At 71.0% G+C, this 17,578-nt stretch carries 14 protein-coding genes; 3 read left to right on the forward strand and 11 right to left on the reverse strand.

The features are described from left to right. Positions 1-50 precede the first annotated feature (50 nt). The 9 genes from murD to mraZ all read right to left on the reverse strand — a co-directional run bounded on the left by murD (position 51) and on the right by mraZ (position 10,840). On the reverse strand, positions 51-1,514 hold the full coding sequence (gene murD, locus UG56_RS15260; protein WP_256206649.1) for a UDP-N-acetylmuramoyl-L-alanine--D-glutamate ligase: 1,464 nt from the start codon (positions 1,512-1,514) through the stop codon (positions 51-53). After that, complete coding sequence (gene mraY / locus UG56_RS15265; protein WP_045551115.1) at positions 1,514-2,632, reverse strand: phospho-N-acetylmuramoyl-pentapeptide-transferase; 1,119 nt, start codon at positions 2,630-2,632, stop codon at positions 1,514-1,516. The genes murD and mraY overlap by 1 nt, the downstream gene beginning before the upstream one ends. A 126-nt stretch (positions 2,633-2,758) precedes the next feature. Then, positions 2,759-4,324: a UDP-N-acetylmuramoyl-L-alanyl-D-glutamate--2,6-diaminopimelate ligase gene (locus tag UG56_RS15270; RefSeq protein WP_371264390.1), complete on the reverse strand. Its 1,566-nt coding sequence runs from the start codon at positions 4,322-4,324 to the stop codon at positions 2,759-2,761. A 74-nt stretch (positions 4,325-4,398) separates the two neighbouring features. After that, entirely contained in the window at positions 4,399-6,114 is a 1,716-nt protein-coding gene (locus UG56_RS15275) for an MFS transporter (protein ID WP_045552131.1), read from the reverse strand. A 56-nt stretch (positions 6,115-6,170) separates the two neighbouring features. Then, the gene (locus UG56_RS15280; RefSeq protein WP_071327107.1) at positions 6,171-6,605 is read right to left on the reverse strand and encodes a MarR family transcriptional regulator; all 435 of its coding nucleotides are present in this window, start codon (positions 6,603-6,605) and stop codon (positions 6,171-6,173) included. 153 nt (positions 6,606-6,758) lie between these two features. Beyond that, complete coding sequence (locus tag UG56_RS15285; RefSeq protein WP_052694030.1) at positions 6,759-8,582, reverse strand: peptidoglycan D,D-transpeptidase FtsI family protein; 1,824 nt, start codon at positions 8,580-8,582, stop codon at positions 6,759-6,761. 8 nt (positions 8,583-8,590) lie between these two features. Continuing rightward, entirely contained in the window at positions 8,591-9,166 is a 576-nt protein-coding gene (locus UG56_RS15290) for a hypothetical protein (protein ID WP_143055052.1), read from the reverse strand. After that, a complete protein-coding gene (gene rsmH, locus UG56_RS15295; protein ID WP_045550940.1) occupies positions 9,163-10,173 on the reverse strand; it encodes a 16S rRNA (cytosine(1402)-N(4))-methyltransferase RsmH in 1,011 nt (336 codons plus the stop codon). The genes UG56_RS15290 and rsmH overlap by 4 nt, the downstream gene beginning before the upstream one ends. Before the next feature lie 244 nt (positions 10,174-10,417). Further along, on the reverse strand, positions 10,418-10,840 hold the full coding sequence (gene mraZ, locus UG56_RS15300; protein ID WP_045550941.1) for a division/cell wall cluster transcriptional repressor MraZ: 423 nt from the start codon (positions 10,838-10,840) through the stop codon (positions 10,418-10,420). 390 nt (positions 10,841-11,230) lie between these two features. Between mraZ and UG56_RS15305 the strand changes: the two genes are divergently transcribed. From UG56_RS15305 to UG56_RS15315, 3 genes are read left to right on the forward strand one after another with little or no spacing between them, the layout of a single operon-like run. After that, positions 11,231-12,118 carry an AAA family ATPase gene (locus UG56_RS15305; RefSeq protein WP_371264391.1) on the forward strand — a complete coding sequence of 296 codons (888 nt, stop codon included), beginning with the start codon at positions 11,231-11,233 and terminating at the stop codon, positions 12,116-12,118. Between the two features lie 31 nt (positions 12,119-12,149). Further along, the gene (locus UG56_RS15310; RefSeq protein WP_045550942.1) at positions 12,150-13,466 is read left to right on the forward strand and encodes a DUF58 domain-containing protein; all 1,317 of its coding nucleotides are present in this window, start codon (positions 12,150-12,152) and stop codon (positions 13,464-13,466) included. After that, positions 13,463-15,757, forward strand: a complete 2,295-nt coding sequence (locus tag UG56_RS15315; RefSeq protein ID WP_084101098.1) for a transglutaminase family protein — start codon at positions 13,463-13,465, stop codon at positions 15,755-15,757. Before UG56_RS15310 ends, UG56_RS15315 begins: the two co-directional genes overlap by 4 nt. Before the next feature lie 9 nt (positions 15,758-15,766). Here UG56_RS15315 and UG56_RS15320 read toward each other — a convergent pair whose 3' ends face one another. Next, entirely contained in the window at positions 15,767-16,135 is a 369-nt protein-coding gene (locus tag UG56_RS15320) for a DUF3040 domain-containing protein (protein WP_045550950.1), read from the reverse strand. 145 nt (positions 16,136-16,280) lie between these two features. Then, positions 16,281-17,486: a DNA polymerase IV gene (gene dinB, locus UG56_RS15325; RefSeq protein WP_045550944.1), complete on the reverse strand. Its 1,206-nt coding sequence runs from the start codon at positions 17,484-17,486 to the stop codon at positions 16,281-16,283. Between the last annotated feature and the right edge of the window lie 92 nt (positions 17,487-17,578).

Raw genomic sequence — 17,578 nt, forward strand, 5'->3', positions numbered from 1 at the left:
GCGTGTCGCCCTCACGCTGGCCGAGCCGCCGCAGCCGCTCGACCGGCGACCTAGATCTGGCGGCGTACGGCGTCGGCGAAGGCGTCGCCGCGGGCCTTGTAGTCGCGGAACTGGTCCTGGCTGGCGCAGCCGGGGGCGAGAAGCACGGTGTCGCCGGGCTTGGCCAGGGCGGCGGCGATCTCGACGGCCTCGGCCAGGGCGGCCTCGCCGTCGGGGTCGTCGAGCTCGACGATCTCCAGGTCACCCGCGTGGGCGGCCAGGGCCGAGGCGATCACGTCGCGGTCCTGACCGATCAGGATGACGGCACGGAGCCGGTCGTGGATGGAGGCGACCAGGTCCTCGAAGCGGGCACCCTTGGCCAGCCCGCCGGCGATCCAGATCACCGGGTCGTAGGCCTGCAGCGAGGCCTGGGCCGCGTGCGGGTTGGTGGCCTTGGAGTCGTCGACCCAGGTCACGCCGCCGGACTCGGCGACGACCTCGATGCGGTGACCGTCGGGGCGGAAGGACTTCAGCCCGTCGCGTACGGCGGCCTGGGAGACCCCGTGCGCCCGGGCCAGGGCGGCCGCGGCGAGGGCGTTCTGGACGTAGTGGGGCGCGGAGGAGGCGAGGTCGGAGATCTGGCACAGCTCCGCGGCGGAGGTCTGCCGCTCCTCGATGAAGGCGCGGTCGACGAGGATGTCCTCGACGACCCCGACCTGACCGACCGCTGGGGTGCCGAGGGTGAACCCGATCGCGCGGGCGCCCTCGACGACGTCGGCCTCCTCGACCAGGTGCATGGTGGCCTCGTCGGCGACGTTGTAGACGCAGGCGCGCTCGACGCCCTCGTAGACGCGGCCCTTGTCGGCGGCGTACTCCTCCATCGAGGGGTACCAGTCGAGGTGGTCCTCGGCGATGTTGAGCACGACCGCGGCCTCGGCGGCCATCGAGGAGGTGTAGTGGAGCTGGAAGGAGGAGAGCTCGACGGCGAAGACGTCGTAGGGCTCGGGATCCATCACGGCCTCGACGATCGGCAGGCCGACGTTGCCGACGGCGACGGAGCGCAGCCCTGCCGTACGCAGGATGTTGTCGAGCATCTGCACGGTCGTGGTCTTACCGTTGGTGCCGGTCACCGCCAGCCAGGGCGCGGCGTTGTCGGGGTCGCGCAGCCGCCAGGCGAGCTCGACCTCTCCCCAGATCGGGATCCCGCGCTCGCGCGCCTGCGCGAGCAGCGGAGCGGTCGGCCGCCAGCCCGGCGAGGTGACCACGACGTCGACGTCGTCAGGGAGCACGTGGGTGGCGCCCTCGCCGAGGCGTACGTCGGCACCCAGGATGCCGAGGAGCTTGGCCTTCTCCTGGCGCTCCTCGTCGCCCGGCGACTCGTCGAGCGCGATCACGGCGGCACCCAGGTGGGTGAGGTTGTCGGCGGCCGCGAACCCGGAGACGCCGAAGCCGGCCACGACCGCCTTCACGCCCTCCCAGGAGTCGTTGCGGCCGAGCTTGTCGAGCTTTTCAGCCATGTTGTCGGGCTCAGTCATCAGATGGTCGCCACCCATTCGGCGTAGAAGATTCCCAGACCGGCCGCGACGCAGAGGCCGGTGATGATCCAGAACCGGATCACCACGGTGACCTGTTCCCAGCCGAGGAGCTCGAAGTGGTGATGGATCGGTGTCATCCGGAAGATGCGCTTCGGGGTGCCGGTGAGCTTGCGGGAGAGCTTGAACCAGCCGACCTGCATCATCACGGCCGAGGTCTCCATGACGAACAGGCCGCCGAGGATGATCAGCAGGAACTCGGTGTGCGACATGATCGCGAAGCCGGCCAGCACGGAGCCGAGCGCGAGCGAGCCGGTGTCGCCCATGAAGATCTTCGCCGGGCTGGCGTTCCACCACAGGAAGCCGATGCAGGCGCCGCTGATCGCGGCGCCGAGGATCGCCATGTCGAGCGGGTCGCGGACCTCGTAGCAGGTGCCGATCTCCACGCTGGGACGGCCGCACCGCTGGTTGTTCTGCCAGATCGAGATGATCGTGTAGGCGGCGAAGACGATCGCCGAGGACGCCGCCAGCAGGCCGTCGAGCCCGTCGGTGAGATTGGTGGCGTTCGACGTGCCGGTGACCATCACCCAGAAGATCGCCAGCAGCAGCGCGCCGCCGAGCCAGAAGAGCAGGCCGTCGCCACCGAGGAAGTGGGGACCGAAGTCACGGATGAAGGAGAGCTGGTCGGCGGCCGGCGTGATGCCGTCGTCGTTCTCCATCGCCGGATGGATCGCCACCACGCCGAAGCCGACCGCGACGAGCGTCTGTCCCACCATCTTGGACCACGCGCGCAGACCGAGGTTGCGCTGCATGAAGACCTTGATGAAGTCGTCGACGAAGCCGACGGCGGCCATGCCCACCAGCAGGAAGAGCAGCAGGTAGGCGGTCGCGCTCGGGGCGTCGCCGGTCAGCAGCTTGGCCGCGATGAAGCCCACGAGGACCGAGATCACGATCGCGACGCCACCCATGGTCGGGGTGCCGCGCTTGGTGCGGTGGGTGGTCGGCCCGTCCTCGCGGATCTCCTGGCCGTAGCCCAACTTCGTGAACTGTACGATCGCAAATCGGGTGCCGAGCAGCGAGAACAGAAGCGCAATCGCTCCGCTCAGCAAGATCGCTCTCATGTCAGCCGGGTGCCTTCCTTGCCATGCCGTTCCTGGTCCTTGCCCCCGGGCCGGTGTGCATAGCGAAGACACCGGCCCCCGGCATTCTTCCCTACGCCTCGGCAGCCTCTGCGGCGCCCCGCCGATTCAACGGCTCGTGAGCGCCGCACGGACGACCTCGCGGTCGTCGAACGGGTGGGTGACGCCGTTGATCTCCTGGCCCGTCTCATGGCCCTTACCTGCGACGACGACGATGTCGCCCGGCTCGGCGAGGCCGATCGCACGCTCGATCGCGGCCCGCCGGTCGCCGATCTCCTCGACGCTCGCGCTCCCGCCGGTGGTGCCCTCCAGGACCTGTCGCCGGATGCTCGCCGGGTCCTCGGTGCGGGGGTTGTCGTCGGTGACGATCACGTGGTCGGCCAGGCGTGCGCTGATCTCCCCCATGATCGGCCGCTTGCCGGTGTCGCGGTCTCCCCCGGCCCCGATCACGACGATCAGCCGGGACTCGGTCAACGGCCGGAGCGTGCCGAGCGCGGCCTCGACCGCGTCCGGCTTGTGCGCGTAGTCGACCACGACGGTGAACGGCTGGCCCTCGTCGATCCGCTCGAGCCGCCCGGGCACCCCGGATCCCTTGGCGAGGGCCGTGGCGACGCTGCGCACGACGTCTGCCGAAGCGGAGCCCGAGGCATCGTGCGCAGCCTCGTACGCGTGGTGGATGCTCGCCAGCGCCGCGAGGGTGTTGCTGACGTTGTAGTCGCCGGCCAGCGGGCTCGCGGCCGGGAACGAGAGCCCGTCGGGGCCGTGGACGGTGAAGCTGGAGCCGTCGGGGCGCAGCTCGATGTCGGTGGCGCGCCAGTCGGCGGTGTCGTCGTGGAGGGCGTAGGTGAGTATCGGGATGGTCGCCTCGGCCGCGAGCCGGCGGCCGTGCTCGTCGTCGATGTTGACGATGCCCATCTTCGCCCGCTCGGGGGTGAACAGGCCGGCCTTCGCCGCGTAGTAGTCCTCGACCGTCTCGTGGAAGTCGAGGTGGTCACGGCCCAGGTTGAGGAAGACGGCGACGTCGAAGACGACCCCGTCGACCCGCCCCATCACCAGCGCGTGGGAGGAGACCTCCATGGCGCACGACTCGGTGCCCTCCTCCACCATCCGGGCGAAGAGACCGTGCAGGTCGGGCGCCTCGGGCGTGGTCAGCGGCGTCTTCACGTCGCGCCCGCCGATCCGGGTGCCGACGGTGCCGATCACGCCGGCGCGGTGACCGGCGTCGAGCAGCGCGCTCTCGGCCAGCCGGGTGGTCGTCGTCTTGCCCTGGGTGCCGGTCACGCCGATCAGCCGCAGCTTGGCCGCGGGGTTGCCGTAGACGCGGGCCGAGAGCGCGCCGAGCACCGTGCGGGGCTGCTCCACGAGCAGCAGGGGCACCTCGCCGAGGCCCCGGGCCTCCAGCTCGGCGGCGCCGGCGGCGTCGGTGAGCACCGCCACCGCGCCGGCCTCGATCGCACCGGCAGCGTAGGCGGCGCCGTGCGCGCGGCTGCCGGGCAGCGCGGCGTACAGGTCACCGGGCAGCACGCGTTGAGAGCTCAGCGTGACCCCGGTGACACGGGCCTCGCCGCGTACGTCCAGGCCGAGCTCGCCGGCCAGCTCGGCCAGCCTCACCGGCTCGGTCACCCGTGGGCGGGTCGGGTTCTGCGGATCCGCCGTCTCGTACGCACTGCTCACCTGCCGAAGGTTATCCGCCCGGCGGGACCAGGTCCCGCCGGGCCGACATCAGGCGTGGCGCTCAGCCTTGGATCTCAGGCGTGGCGCAGCTGGGTCAGCGCCGCGGCGCTGAGCTCGCGCGGCTCCTCGCCGGGGACGACGAGCACGACGGGTACGCCGGCGTTCCGCACCACCGCCGAGGTGATCGAGCCGTCGGCGAGCTGCGCGGCACGGCCCCGGGGCGAGGAGCCGAGCGCGATGGTGCGGACCCCGGCCTCGGTGGCGTACCTGGCCAGCTCGATCCCCGCGCTGGCGTGGTCGCCGACGCTGTGCAGCACCAGTCCGGTCGCGGTCACACCCCGGGCGGCGAGGCGGTCCAGGTGGGCGCGTACGGTCGCGGCAGCCGTCTCCGGCTCCTCGGCGTCGATCGCGAGCTCCTCGATCACCTCGGTCTCGCGGACGTGGACCACCTCCAGCGGAGCTCCCTCCGCGGCGGCGATCTCGGCGGCCCGGTCGACGACCGCGTCGGCGTCGAGGGTGGCGCCGACGGCGACCAGGACCGGGCGGCCCTCACCGCGGACCGGGCCGACGGGCTCGAGCGTCGGCGCGACCGCTTCGGCGGTCTCGGCCGACTCCGCGGCCGTGATCAGTCGGTGGCCGCTGGCCAGGACCGGGATCGCGACCAGGAACGCGGCGGCACCGACGTAGAAGGCCACCGACTGGTCGGTCGCCTCGGCGATCTTGCCCGCGACGAACGGCGCGAGGCCACCGCCGATGAAGCGTACGAACCCGTAGGCCGAGGAGGCGATCGGCCGCTCCACCGGGGAGACCAGCATGACCGCCTGGGTGGTCAGCGTGTTGTTGAGGCCGACGAAGATGCCGGACAGGATCACCGCGACGATCACCACGGTCGGCGAGGAGACGCCCAGGCCGATGACGGCGAGCAGGGCGCCGAGACCGAACAGGTTGACGTAGAGCGTCGGCGCGGTGCCGAAGCGGCGCTGCGCCCACGGGGCGCCCCACACGGCGAAGACGGCGACCAGGATGCCCCAGGCGAAGAAGACCCAGCCGAGCTGCAGCGGGTCGTGCAGCCCCATCGGGTAGGGCGCGTAGCCGAGCAGGGTGAAGAAGCCCCAGTTGTAGAGCAGCGCCATGATGCCCATCGTCAGCAGCCCGCGGTGACGCAGCGCGGCGATCGGGGCGAGCAGCGAGACCTTCTTCTCCGGCTTGGGCGTCGGCGGCAGGAAGACCAGCGTCGCGACCAGCGCGATCGCCATCAGCGCGGAGACGCCGAAGAACGGACCGCGCCAGGAGATGCCACCGAGCACGCCGCCCAGGAGCGGGCCGACCGCGATACCGAGGCCGAGCGCGGTCTCGTAGAGGATGATCGCGCCCGCGAATCCCCCGGTCGCCGAGCCGACGATGACGGCGAGGCTGGTGGAGATGAACAGCGCGTTGCCCAGGCCCCAGCCGGCGCGGAAGCCGACGATGCCGTCGACCCCGTCGACGGTCCCGGCGAGCCCGGCGAAGACGACGATCAGCACCAGGCCGAGGATCAGGGTCCACTTCGCGCCGATGCGGCTGGAGACCCAGCCGACGCCGATCATCGCCACGGCGGTCACCACGAGATAGCTGGTGAACAGCAGCGACACCTGCGCCGGCGTGGCCTTCAGCTCCTCGGCGAGCACCGGCAGGATCGGGTCAACGAGCCCGATGCCCATGAAGGACACCACGCACGCGAACGCGACCGCCCACACGGCGCGTGGCTGCTTGAACGGACTGGCGGCAGCTGCCCCTTGGTGGGAGCTCATTCTTCTTGCCTCTTCTCAGACGTTGGTTTCGTACGCGTCGCCGGCAGGCCGGCGCGTCAGGAGTCGAGCACGGCGTCGACGAGCCGGTCGAGCGCCGGCAGCGCCGCCGCGATGGCGGCGCGGTCCTCGGCGGAGACCCTGGCCAGGGCGGCGTCGAGCGCACCGGCCCGCTGGCCTCGCCTGGCCTCGATGACCTCGCGTCCGGTGTCGGTGATCTCGACCAGGACCGCCCGCCGGTCGGCGTCGTCGGCGACCCGGGCGAGCATCCCCTGCTGGGTGAGCCGGTTGACCAGCTGCGTCATCGCGGGCTGGGACACCCCGGCGATCCTCGCCAGGTCGGTGACCCGCTGTGCCCCGGCCCGGGCCAGCACGCCGAGCACCGTCGCCGAGGTCGGCGAGATGTCCCCCGCCGTCGACACCTCCCGCACCATGCGCACCACCCTCTCGAGGGCGAGCGACAGGTCACGGCCGGAGGCTGGCGTCGTACTCACCCGAGAAACATAACATATCTATGTTATGTTTTCGGCCGGAACAACTGTCTCTTCCGTCACAGCGCACGGGCAATGCCTGCACTTCTCCGGTGTTGCAATGCCTGAGAAGTGCAGGAACACCCGGTTCACCGGGTATCCCTGCACCGGCACACCTCACCAGCCAGTGGGCAACTTCGACGGCGGAGTGCCGGTCGGCGGGACGCCGTAGCGGCGCAGCGCGAAGGACATGATCTGGGAGAAGACCGGGCCGGTGACGGTGCCACCGCCACCACCGTTGCCGGGGTTGTGGATCGCGACGTAGACCGTGAAGCGCGGGTCATCGGTCGGGGCGAAGCCCCCGAAGGAGACCGTGGTGGTGCCGTCGTAGCACTTGCACTCGGAGTTGACCCGCTGCGCGGTTCCGGTCTTGCCGGAGACGCGATAGCCCTCGACCGCAGCCCCCGGGGCGACGCCGTTGACCGGGTCGTTGATGACCCGCTCCATCATCTCCGCGGTCTCGGTGGCGGCCTTCGCGGAGACCACCCGGGTCCGCTCGGCGGTGTCGGTGCCGACCTCGGCGCCGGAGTTGTTGGTGGCTCTTCCGGAGATCAGGCTGGGGTCGATGCGTACGCCACCGTTGGCGATCGTGTTGAGCGCGGCGGTCATCTGCACGGCGTTGACCGAGATCGACTGACCGAAGTCGATGCGGTCCTCGTTGGCGTCGGTCCAGGACTCCGGCGACGCCAGCAGACCCGCCGACTCGGTGTCGAGACCGAGGCCGGTGCGCCGGCCCTCCCCGAAGGCGGCCAGGTACTCGCGCAGCTGCCCGTCGGCGTACTTGTCGGCGGCCATGACGGTGCCGATGTTGGAGGACTTCGCGATCACGCCGGCCAGGGTGAGCTTCTCCATGCCGTGCTCGTACCAGTCGTGGATGTCCGCGTCGCCCGAGCGGTAGGAGCCGGGCACCTTGAGCCGGGTCGAGGGCGAGACGAGCCCCTGGTCGAGCAGGCCGGCGACGGTGAGCACCTTCTGCACCGAGCCGGGCTCGTAGACGTTGGAGAGGGCGTTGCTGCCGCGCAGCGACTTCGGCGAGGCCGCCGGGTCGCGGGCATCGAAGGTCGGGTAGTCGGCCAGGCTCAGGATCTCGCCGGTCTGGGTGTCCATGACCACCGCCATCCCCGACTCGGCGCGCGACTTCTGCACCGCGTCCATCAGGGTCTGCTGCACGTAGTACTGCAGGTCCCGGTCGATGGTGAGGGTCAGGTCGTGGCCGTCGACGGGGTCGACGCGGTTGTTGGTGCCCAGCGGCATCCGGGTGCCGCTGACCGGGCTGGTCGCGTCGTACTCGGCGTGCCCGTCCTTGCCGGCGAGGTGCTTGTCGAAGGCGGCCTCGAGACCGGCGAGGGGGCCGTCGTTGCCCATGAAGCCGACCAGGTTGGCCGCCACGTCGCCGTTGGGGTAGTTGCGCAGGGGGTCGCGGCTGGTCCACAGCCCCTGGAAGCCCTCCTTGCCCGCCTTCTCCACCGCGGCGGTCGCCTGGGTCGCGGGCACCTGACGCTTGATGTACTGGAACCGGCTGCCGTCCTTGCGCAGCTTGGTCAGTGCCGAGGCGTAGTCGACGCCGAGCTCCTTGGCCAGGAACGCGGCGATCGCCGGGGCGTCCTTCTTGGTCTGCTTGGGGTCGGCCAGCACCATCAGCCCGTCGGAGGAGTCGGCCAGCGCCTCCCCGTCGCGGTCGAGGATCTCGCCGCGCTCGGCCGGCAGCACGACGTCGACGACGTTCTCGGCAGCCGCCATCGCGGCGTACGAGTGCGGGTCGATGCCCTGCAGCTGCACCAGCCGGCCGCCGAAGACCGAGAGCACCATCGCCACCAGGATGAAGCCGACGCGGAGCCGGATGTGCACCGGCCCGCGTCGCTGGGTCGCCTTGGTCGCTGGCCGTGAGACGGGCCGTCGCGCCGGCCGGCGGACGCTCCGCTTGACCTCTCGCCTGGCCATCGCTCCCCCTACCGAGCCTCGCCCGAAGACGTACGCTGCTTCTCCTCCGCCTCCTGGGCACGCTTCTTCTCGGCGAGCTCCGCGGCCTTCTTCTTCGCCGCGGCCGCCTCGGCGGCCTTCTGCTCGGCGACCAGCACGCTGTAGGGCTTGGCGACCTTCGGGTGCAGCGGCGGGGTCGCCGAGCGGTCGGCCGGAGCCGCCTCGCCCTCGATCTTCGCCTCGGGGACCCGCAGCATGGCCGCGTTCTGCGGGATCACCATGCCGAGGTTCTTCGCCTTGGCGGCGATCTTGTGCGGGTCCTCCATCTTCTTCAGCTCACCGTCGAGCGCCTGCTCCCGGGCGGCGAGGGTGGTCGCCTGCTCCTGGAGACGCTGCTCCTGGAAGGCCGACTGCTGCATGGAGGTGTTGAAGACCAGCAGACCCACGACGCCACCGACGAGCAGCATCGAGACGAGCACGACGAACGGCAGCCGCGGGGCCACCGGGGCCGGCAGCGGCGCCGGGACTGCGGTGAGGCGCGTCTGGGTCTCGGTGGCCCGGTCCGGGCTGCGCACAGGTGACTGTGGCGCGGCGGCGATGCTCATCTGGTTGCTCCAGGGGTTGACTTGGCTGTGTTGTCTCGTGGGTTGTTTCGGGGCTTGACGCGCTCCACCGCGCGCAGCCGCACCGAGGCGGCGCGCGGGTTCTCCTCGATCTCTTCTTCGGTGGCCTGCTCGGCCCCACGGGTCAGCAGGCGGAATGACGGCTCGGCCTCGGGCGGCACGATCGGCATGTCGGGAGGTACGTCCAGCTTCGTCGCCTCGGCGAAGGCCCGCTTGGTGAGCCGGTCCTCGAGCGAGTGGTAGGACTCGACCACCACCCGGCCGCCGACGCCGACCGCCTCGAGCGAGTCCGGCAGCGCCTTCCGCAGCGCTCCGAGCTCGTCGTTGACCTCCATCCGCAGCGCCTGGAAGGTGCGCTTGGCCGGATGTCCGCCGGTGCGACGCGCAGGTGCCGGGATCTCCGCGTAGAGGAGCTCCACCAGGGGCCCGCTCGTCGTGAACGGCACCTTCTCGCGACGGTTGACGATCGCGTAGGCGATCTTCTTGGCGAACTTCTCCTCGCCGTAGTCCCGCAGGATCCGGGTCAGGTCGGCCGCGGAGTAGGTGTTGAGCACATCCGCAGCGGTCTGTCCCTGGGTGGCGTCCATCCGCATGTCGAGCGGCGCGTCCTCCGCGTAGGCGAAGCCCCGCTCCCGCTGGTCGAGCTGCATCGAGGAGACACCCAGGTCGAAGAGAACGGCGTCGACGTGGTCGAGGCCCTGACCGGCGATCACGTCGAGGATCTCGTCGTAGACCGCGTGGACCCCGGTCCACCGGTCGCCGAAACGGGCCAGCCGCTCCCCCGCGATGCCGAGGGCGTACGTGTCCCGGTCGATGCCGATCACGCGTGAACCCGGGATCCGCTCGAGGACCGCCTCGGTGTGACCGCCGTGGCCGGTCGTGCAGTCGACAAGGACGCCGCCGTCGGCGAGCGCCGGTGCGAGCAGGTCGACGATGCGGTCGAGCATCACCGGCACGTGCTTCTGGTTCGTCACCGCCTCGACCCCCATCGCACGGCTTCGTCTGGTGTGTGTTCTCCCCGGCTCTGTGGCAGAGCCACGGGCTGACAACGCCACGGATCCGCAGAGCCAGGTCTCATGCCCGCTCCGTCACCACCGAAGTGCCGTCCGGAACCGGGGAAGGTGCCCCGGATGGCTGGGTGAGTGGAGCGGGACTGAGACCTCGTCCTGCGGATCCGCTGTTGACTTGTCTTGGTTCTGATCAGCTCTGTCGCTTTGTCGATCTGTCCCTTTATCAGTCTGCCGACTCGTCGAGGTCCGCGAACTTGGCCTGTGCACCCGCGGAGTACTCCGCCCACTTGGCCGGGTCCCAGATCTCGATCCGGTCCATCACACCGATCACGACCACGTCCTTGACGATCCCGGCGTAGTCACGCAGGAGCGGCGGGATGCCGATCCGGCCTTGCTTGTCGGGTGTCGTCTGCTCGGCCCCCGCAAAGAGGACACGGGCGTAGTCGCGTGCGTCCCGAGAGGTGAGCGGCGTCTGCTGGGCCCGCTGCGCCTCCTGCATGAAGACGTCCTCGGGCCACACCACGAGGCAGTTCTCCTGACCTTGCGTCACGACAACCCCCTCCGCCAGTCGATCTCGGAACTTTGCGGGAAGGAAGATCCGGCCCTTCTCGTCGAGCTTCGGCGTGTACGTGCCCATGAAGAACATGTGCTCGCCCCCGCGGTCAGCTCAACGTGGATCGTTCCTCCACTTTGCCCCACCGTACCCCACAATCCCCCACATTCAAACCACCTTCCTCCCCCACGAGGTGTTTTCCCACCACATCCCGCTCCACGAGGAGGCAGGAGGCAGCGGCCGGCGGCGACCGGTCCAGAGGCCGCCCAGAGGCCGTCCGGGGGCCGCCCACAGGTCACAGTCGGGTCAATGCCGCAGACGCCCATGGGCGCTACCCCGTACGGTGTTCTCATACGCAGGTGTGAGTCGGAAGGACGCGACGTGACGACGCCGTTGGAGGCCCCAGGGTCAAGCCCGGCCCAAGGGGCAGAGATCGAGACATTGGTGCGGGTCGCGGGCCGCATTCGCGACAGCATCGAGAAGGTGATCGAGGGAAAGACCGACGTCGTCGACTCCACGCTCACCGTGCTGCTCGCCGAGGGACACCTCCTGATCGAGGATGTGCCGGGGGTCGGCAAGACCCAGCTCGCGAAGGCGCTGGCGCGTTCGATCGACTGCTCGGTGCGCCGGATCCAGTTCACCCCCGACCTGCTCCCGAGCGATGTCACCGGGGTGTCGATCTTCAACCAGGACACCCGGGAGTTCGAGTTCCGCCCGGGCGGCATCTTCGCCAACATCGTGGTCGGCGACGAGATCAACCGTGCCTCCCCCAAGACCCAGTCGGCGCTGCTGGAGTGCATGGAGGAGCACCAGGTCACCGTCGACAACGTGACCTACCAGCTGGAGTCGCCGTTCATGGTGATCGCGACCCAGAACCCGATCGAGATGGAGGGGACGTACGCCCTGCCCGAGGCGCAGCGCGACCGCTTCATGGCGCGGGTCTCGGTCGGCTATCCGCCGCTCGCCTCGGAGATCGCGATGCTGGCCAGCCACAGTGCCGCGAACCCGCTCGACGACCTCGACCCGGTGACCGACGCCGCGGAGATCCGCAAGCTCGTCGGCGTCGTCAACCAGGTCTACATCGCGGACGCGGTGCGCCGCTACACCGTGGCCCTGACCGCGGCGACCCGGGCCAACAACGAGCTCGCCCTGGGCGCCTCCCCGCGGGCCAGCCTCCACCTGCTGCGGGCCGCGAAGGCCCATGCCGCCCTGCACGGACGCGAGTTCGTCCTTCCCGATGACGTACGCAGGCTGACCGGCCCGGTCCTTGCCCACCGTCTCCTCCCCAGCGCCTCCGCGGCGATGCACGGCCGGTCGGTCACCGACATCCTCGAGACCGTCGTGTCCGCCGTGCCGGTGCCGCAGTCCTGACCTACCGGGCCGAGTTCGAGGGAGAAGCGCGATGCGCGAGGCGCTGGCCGGACTGACCGTCCGGGGCCGGGCTTTCCTGGCCGCCGGGATCACCGCGATCGTCTGCGGAATCCTGCTGGACCAGTCCACGCTGTCCCGGATCGGGATGCTGCTGGTCGCCCTGCCGCTGGTCACCGCCGTGGTCGCCGCCTGGGGCCGCTACCGGCTCGCACTCGTACGCCACATCGAGCCGCACCTGACCGAGGCCGGCCAACCCGCCAGGGTCGAGCTCACCATCGCCAACGAGGGCCGGATCCCCACCGGCACCCTGCTGCTGGAGGAGACGGTGCCGTACGCGCTGGGCGGGCGCCCGCGCTTCGTGGTCGACCGGATCGGCTTCGGCTGGCGCCACAAGCTCGGCTACCAGATCCGCTCGGAGATCCGGGGCCGCTTCGACATCGGCCCGATGCGGGTGACCGTGGCCGACCCGTTCGGCCTGGTCGAGCTCAACCGCGCCTTCCAGTCCACGCTCCCCTTCACGGTCACGCCGCGGGTGGTCGCGCTGCCGCCGACACCGCTGACCGGCAACGCCACCGCCTCCGGCGACTCCCGGCCGCGGGCGTTCCTGGGCGGCAGCGCGGAGGACGTCACGGTGCGTGAATACCGTCGCGGCGACGACCTGCGGCGAGTCCACTGGCGCAGCTCGGCCAAGCTCGGTGAGCTGATGGTGCGCCGCGAGGAGCAGCCCTGGCAGGCCCGGGCCACCGTCTTCCTCGACAACCGCCGCTCGGTCCATCGCGGTCAGGGTGCCGGCTCCTCCTTCGAGCAGGCCGTCGTGGTCGCCGCCTCGGTGGCGGTGCACCTGGTCGAGGCCGGCTACTCCGTGCGCCTGGTGACCTCGGGCGGGATCGCCCCCGGCGCCACGGGTGCGACGGGTTTCGCCTCGGCGGGAGGTGGTGAGCTCAACGCCGGCTGGCACGACCGCGAAGGTCAGGCCGACGCCGCCGCCCTGCTGGAGGCGCTCGCGGTGGTCGAGACCACCCACCAGCACCACATCGACGCCTCCTGGATGGGCGAGGCCGGACAGGGCGGAATCACCGTGGCGGTGCTCGGGTCCCTCGACGAGGACGACGCCGGGGTGCTCCGCCGGGTGCGCCACCACACCGGGACCGCCCTCGCCTTCGCCCTGGCCGTCGACGGGTGGAGCGCGGTGCATCTGGCACCCGAGCAGGAGCGGCCCAGCGGCGTACCTCTGCTCATCCAGCACGGCTGGAAGGCCGTCGAGCTCGGGATCGGCGACTCCGTGGCGACGCGCTGGCGCGAGCTCGGCACCAGGGGCGCGGCGGCGGGAGCGGGGGTGGCACGATGATGACCTCCAGCGACGTACGCGGTGTCGCGCCCGCCATGTCGGTGCCGGTGACCTGTTTGGTGACCGTCCTGTTCGCGCTGTCCTCGTGGGGCTCGTTCACGAACACCCGGTTCTCCTATCTCGGCCCGATCCTCGTCGTCGGCGTGCTCATCGTCGGCACCGGCATCTCCGCTCGGCTCCTGCGCGTGCACGGCTCGGTCGTGGTCCTGCTGCAGCTGCTCCTCGGCACGATCGCGACCAGCCTCCTGGTCGTCCATCACCCCTTCCCGGTCGCCGGCGCCGGCCGGGCCCGGCTCGTCGCCGTGATGACGGAGGCGTACGCCGCGTTCAACCCGTTCGACCTGCCGATGTCCGGGCCGGACGTGGCCCCCTACCTCATCCCGGGCGGCGTCGCGGCGGTGCTGCTGGCCGACATCCTGGCGATCACGCTGCGGCGCCCGCCCATGATGGGGCTGGTGGTGCTCGGCGTCTTCACGCTGCCGTTCAGCATCATCGGCGCCGGTGGCTGGGGCGGGGTCTCCTGGGTCGTCTTCGTCTTCACCGCGACCTCGTTCCTGGTGATGCTGCGCCTCGATCGGGCCCAGCAGCTGGGCCGCTGGGGCCGGCGCCTCGACGAGGATCTCCCACCGGCGCCCGCTGCCGGACCCGCGGTCATCGGCGTCTCCGCGGTCGTGATCGCGCTGCTCACCCCCGCCTGGATGCCCGCCCCGAACGTGACCCTCCCCGGTCTGGGTCCGGGAGACGGCAACGGCCCGCTGCGGGTGATCAACCCGACCGTCGGGCTCTACGACGACCTGCGGCGGCAGAGCGACCAGGTGATGGTCTCGGTCACCCCCGTCGACGGCGACACCAAGACGCCACCGTCCTACCTGCGGGTCGGCGTGCTCACCAAGTTCACCGGCACGGAATGGACCTCGGGCAACCGCGACGTCCCCGCCGACCACACCGGCATCGCCACCTTCGACCCACCGATGTCGGACGAGACCCTGCTGGGCGAGGCGACGACCTACCGTCTGAAGGCCAGCGACAACTTCCAGTCGACCTGGCTCCCGATCTTCACCCATCCCCTCGAGGTCACGGCCAGGGGGCCGTGGCGCTACGACGAGGACACCCTCGACTTCATGTCCACCGAGGGCCGCGACGAGACCGTCGCCGGCCAGGAGTGGGAGATGACGGCCGCCCCGGTCGAACCGTCCCAGGAGCGGCTGCTGGCCGCCGGCGACCCCGGCGTGAGCGCGCCGCCCGGCATGACCAACCTGCCCCTGCTCCCCGACAAGATCGAGGAGATCGCCCTGGCGCGGACCGCCGGCGAGGACAGCCCATTCGCGAAGGCCGTCGCGCTGCAGAACTGGTTCCGGCACAGCGGCGAGTTCACCTACAGCCTCGAACGCGACGTCGGCACCGACGGCGCCGCCCTGCTGGACTTCCTGACCGACAACAAGGTCGGCTACTGCCAGCAGTACGCCACGGCCATGGCCGTGCTCGCCCGCGAGCTCGACATCCCGGCCCGCGTCGCCTTCGGCTTCCTCGGCGGCGACCAGGACGAGGACGGCGTCTGGCAGTTCCGTGGCCGCGACCTGCACGCCTGGCCCGAGCTGTGGTTCGAGGGCATCGGCTGGATCCGCTTCGAGCCGACCCCCGCCGCCGCCGACACCCGCGAGCCCGACTACACCACCGGCGCGCTCGGCAACGCCCGCAACGAGCCGGAGGCGCCCCTCCCCAGCGCCGGCACGAGCGTCGCGCCGGTGCCCAACCGGCCGCAGCGGGAGGCCCCGGACACGGCCGAGGTCGCCGACACCGGCGACGAGGGATCCAGCACCGGCCCGCTCTGGATCGGTCTGGGGATCGTGGTCCTGGCCGGCGCGATCGTGCTCGCGGGGCCGACCGTGATCCGGCGCAGGCGGCGCGCGGCTCGCCTCAGGGGTGACGCGGAGGACGGCTGGACCGAGCTGGGTGCCACCGCGATCGACCTCGGGCTCCCCTGGTCCGGCAACCGGTCACCGCGCGAGGAGGCGCTCGGCCTGGCGCCTCACCTGCAGGATCGTGAGCCGATGGTCGCGTTGCAGCGGATCGTCACCGCGGTCGAGCGCAATCGCTACGCGGAGCGTCGCGTCGCCGCGGCGGTCGGGGACGACGTACGCCTGGTCGCGGCCACGCTCAGGAAGCATGCTGACAGGCGGGCGCGCCGCCGGGCGGCGTTGTGGCCGGCATCGGTCTTCCGGCGCCGGGTGGCGGCACCAGCCACCGAGGGACCGGTCACTCGGTCCGAGCGGGAGCTGATCTCCTCCTGACGGAGTGGATCAGAGGTCGTTGTCGCGGCGGCGCTGCTTCCAGCGCTCGGTGGCCCGGTCGAAGAACGAGCTGCGGGGTGTGTGGCTCCCGTCGTCCTCCTCGACCGCGGCGGCACCGCGAAGAGCGGTGAGCAGCACGGAGGTCGAAGCCAGCATCACCAGGAAGCCGACCACCCCGACGATCCACATCCGTGAGATCACACCGGTCATCAGCAACGCGACGCCACCGGCGAGCACGAAGCCCGCGATGACCGCGTGCCGACGTTGGGCACGGCGCAAGGCCGTGCCTCGGAGGGCGGAGGCGAACTTCGGGTCCTCCGCCGAGAGCGCGCGCTCCATCTGCTCGAGCAGGCGAAGCTCCTCTTCCGAGAGTGGCACCGTACCTCCCATGTCCTGTTGGGGCACCTCCAAGTCTAGGCACGCCATCCTGAAGTCGGTAGTGAGCCCGGAAAATTCTTGCCCCTCGACGTTCTGCCACATGGCACAACCAGAGCTGATTGTGTCAACCAGACCGGCTGCCGCGTCAACCCCGGCCGGTATCGAGGAGGCTGGCGCGGCGGACGAGGCTGGATCCGAAGCGCTCGGCGACCTGGTCGACGGCACGGTCGGCCTCTGACCAGCCCCGCTCCCGCTCCCCCAGGACGAGCTGCCGGTCGGTGCCGTCGCGGGTGACCAGGTGCTCGACCCGGACCCCGACCAGGCGTAGAGCCCGGCCGCGGAGGTTCAGCTCGTCGTAGAGGCGGACCGCGGTCGCGTGCACCTCCTGGGTGACGTCGGTGGGATCGGGCAGCGTCCGGGAGCGGGAGATGGTCTTGAAGTCGGTGAACCGGACCGTCAGCGTGATGGTGCGACCGACCGTGCCGGCCCTCCTCATCCGCCGGGTGACGCGTGCCGAGAGGCGCAGCAGCTCGCGGACGATGTCCTCGCGGTCGCTCAGGTCGTGACCGAAGGTCTCCTGGGCGCCCGTCGACCGGTCGGGCAGGTCCGGCCCCAGCCGTCCGGTCAGCTCGCGCCGGTCGGTGCCGGTGGCGAGCCGGTGCAGGTGGCCGCCGAGGCGTGGGCCGAGGATCTGGTGGAGCGTCGGGACCGGGGTGCGGGCGATGTCTCCCACCGTCTCGAAGCCGAGCCGCCGCAACCGCTTCCGGGTGCTGGGACCGACGCCGTAGAGCTCACCGACGTCGAGGGGATGGAGGAAGCCGGGGATGTCCTCCGGCCGGACCACCACGACGCCGTCGGGCTTCGCCTTGCGGCTGCCGACCTTGGCGACGCTCGGCGTCGGCGCGACGCCGACCGAGCAGGTGATGCTCAGCTCCTCGGCGATCTGGCTCCGGATCCGCTCCGCGATCCGCTCGGGGCTTCCGAAGAGCCTGGTCGCCCCGCGTACGTCGAGGAACGCCTCGTCGACGCTGACCACCTCCACCAGCGGGGTGGCACGGCGGAAGATCTCCCGGACCTGCCGGGAGACCTCGGCGACCTCGCCGAAGTCGAGGCGGACCGAGACGAGCTGCGGGCACAGCCGTCGCGCCATCGAGCCGGGCATCGCGGCACGCACGCCGTAGGCCCGGGCCGGGTAGTTGGCGCAGGTCACCACGCCTCGTGCGTGTCCCCCGACGACGACCGGCTGGTGCCAGAGCTCGGGTTGATGGCGAATCGCCACCGAGACGAAGAAGGCGTCCATGTCGACATGGAGGATCGGGGTGACCTCCGGAGCGCCAGCGGAGGAGGTCACCCCGATCCTCCGAGGACGCGGACCAGCGCTGACTCGGCGCAAATGTCACGCCGGAGCGCTAGCGGAGGCGGGACCTTTGCGCCGCGTCGGCG

Origin of the sequence: Nocardioides luteus (assembly GCF_000960475.2) — a bacterium.
Lineage (GTDB): Bacteria > Actinomycetota > Actinomycetes > Propionibacteriales > Nocardioidaceae > Nocardioides > Nocardioides luteus_A.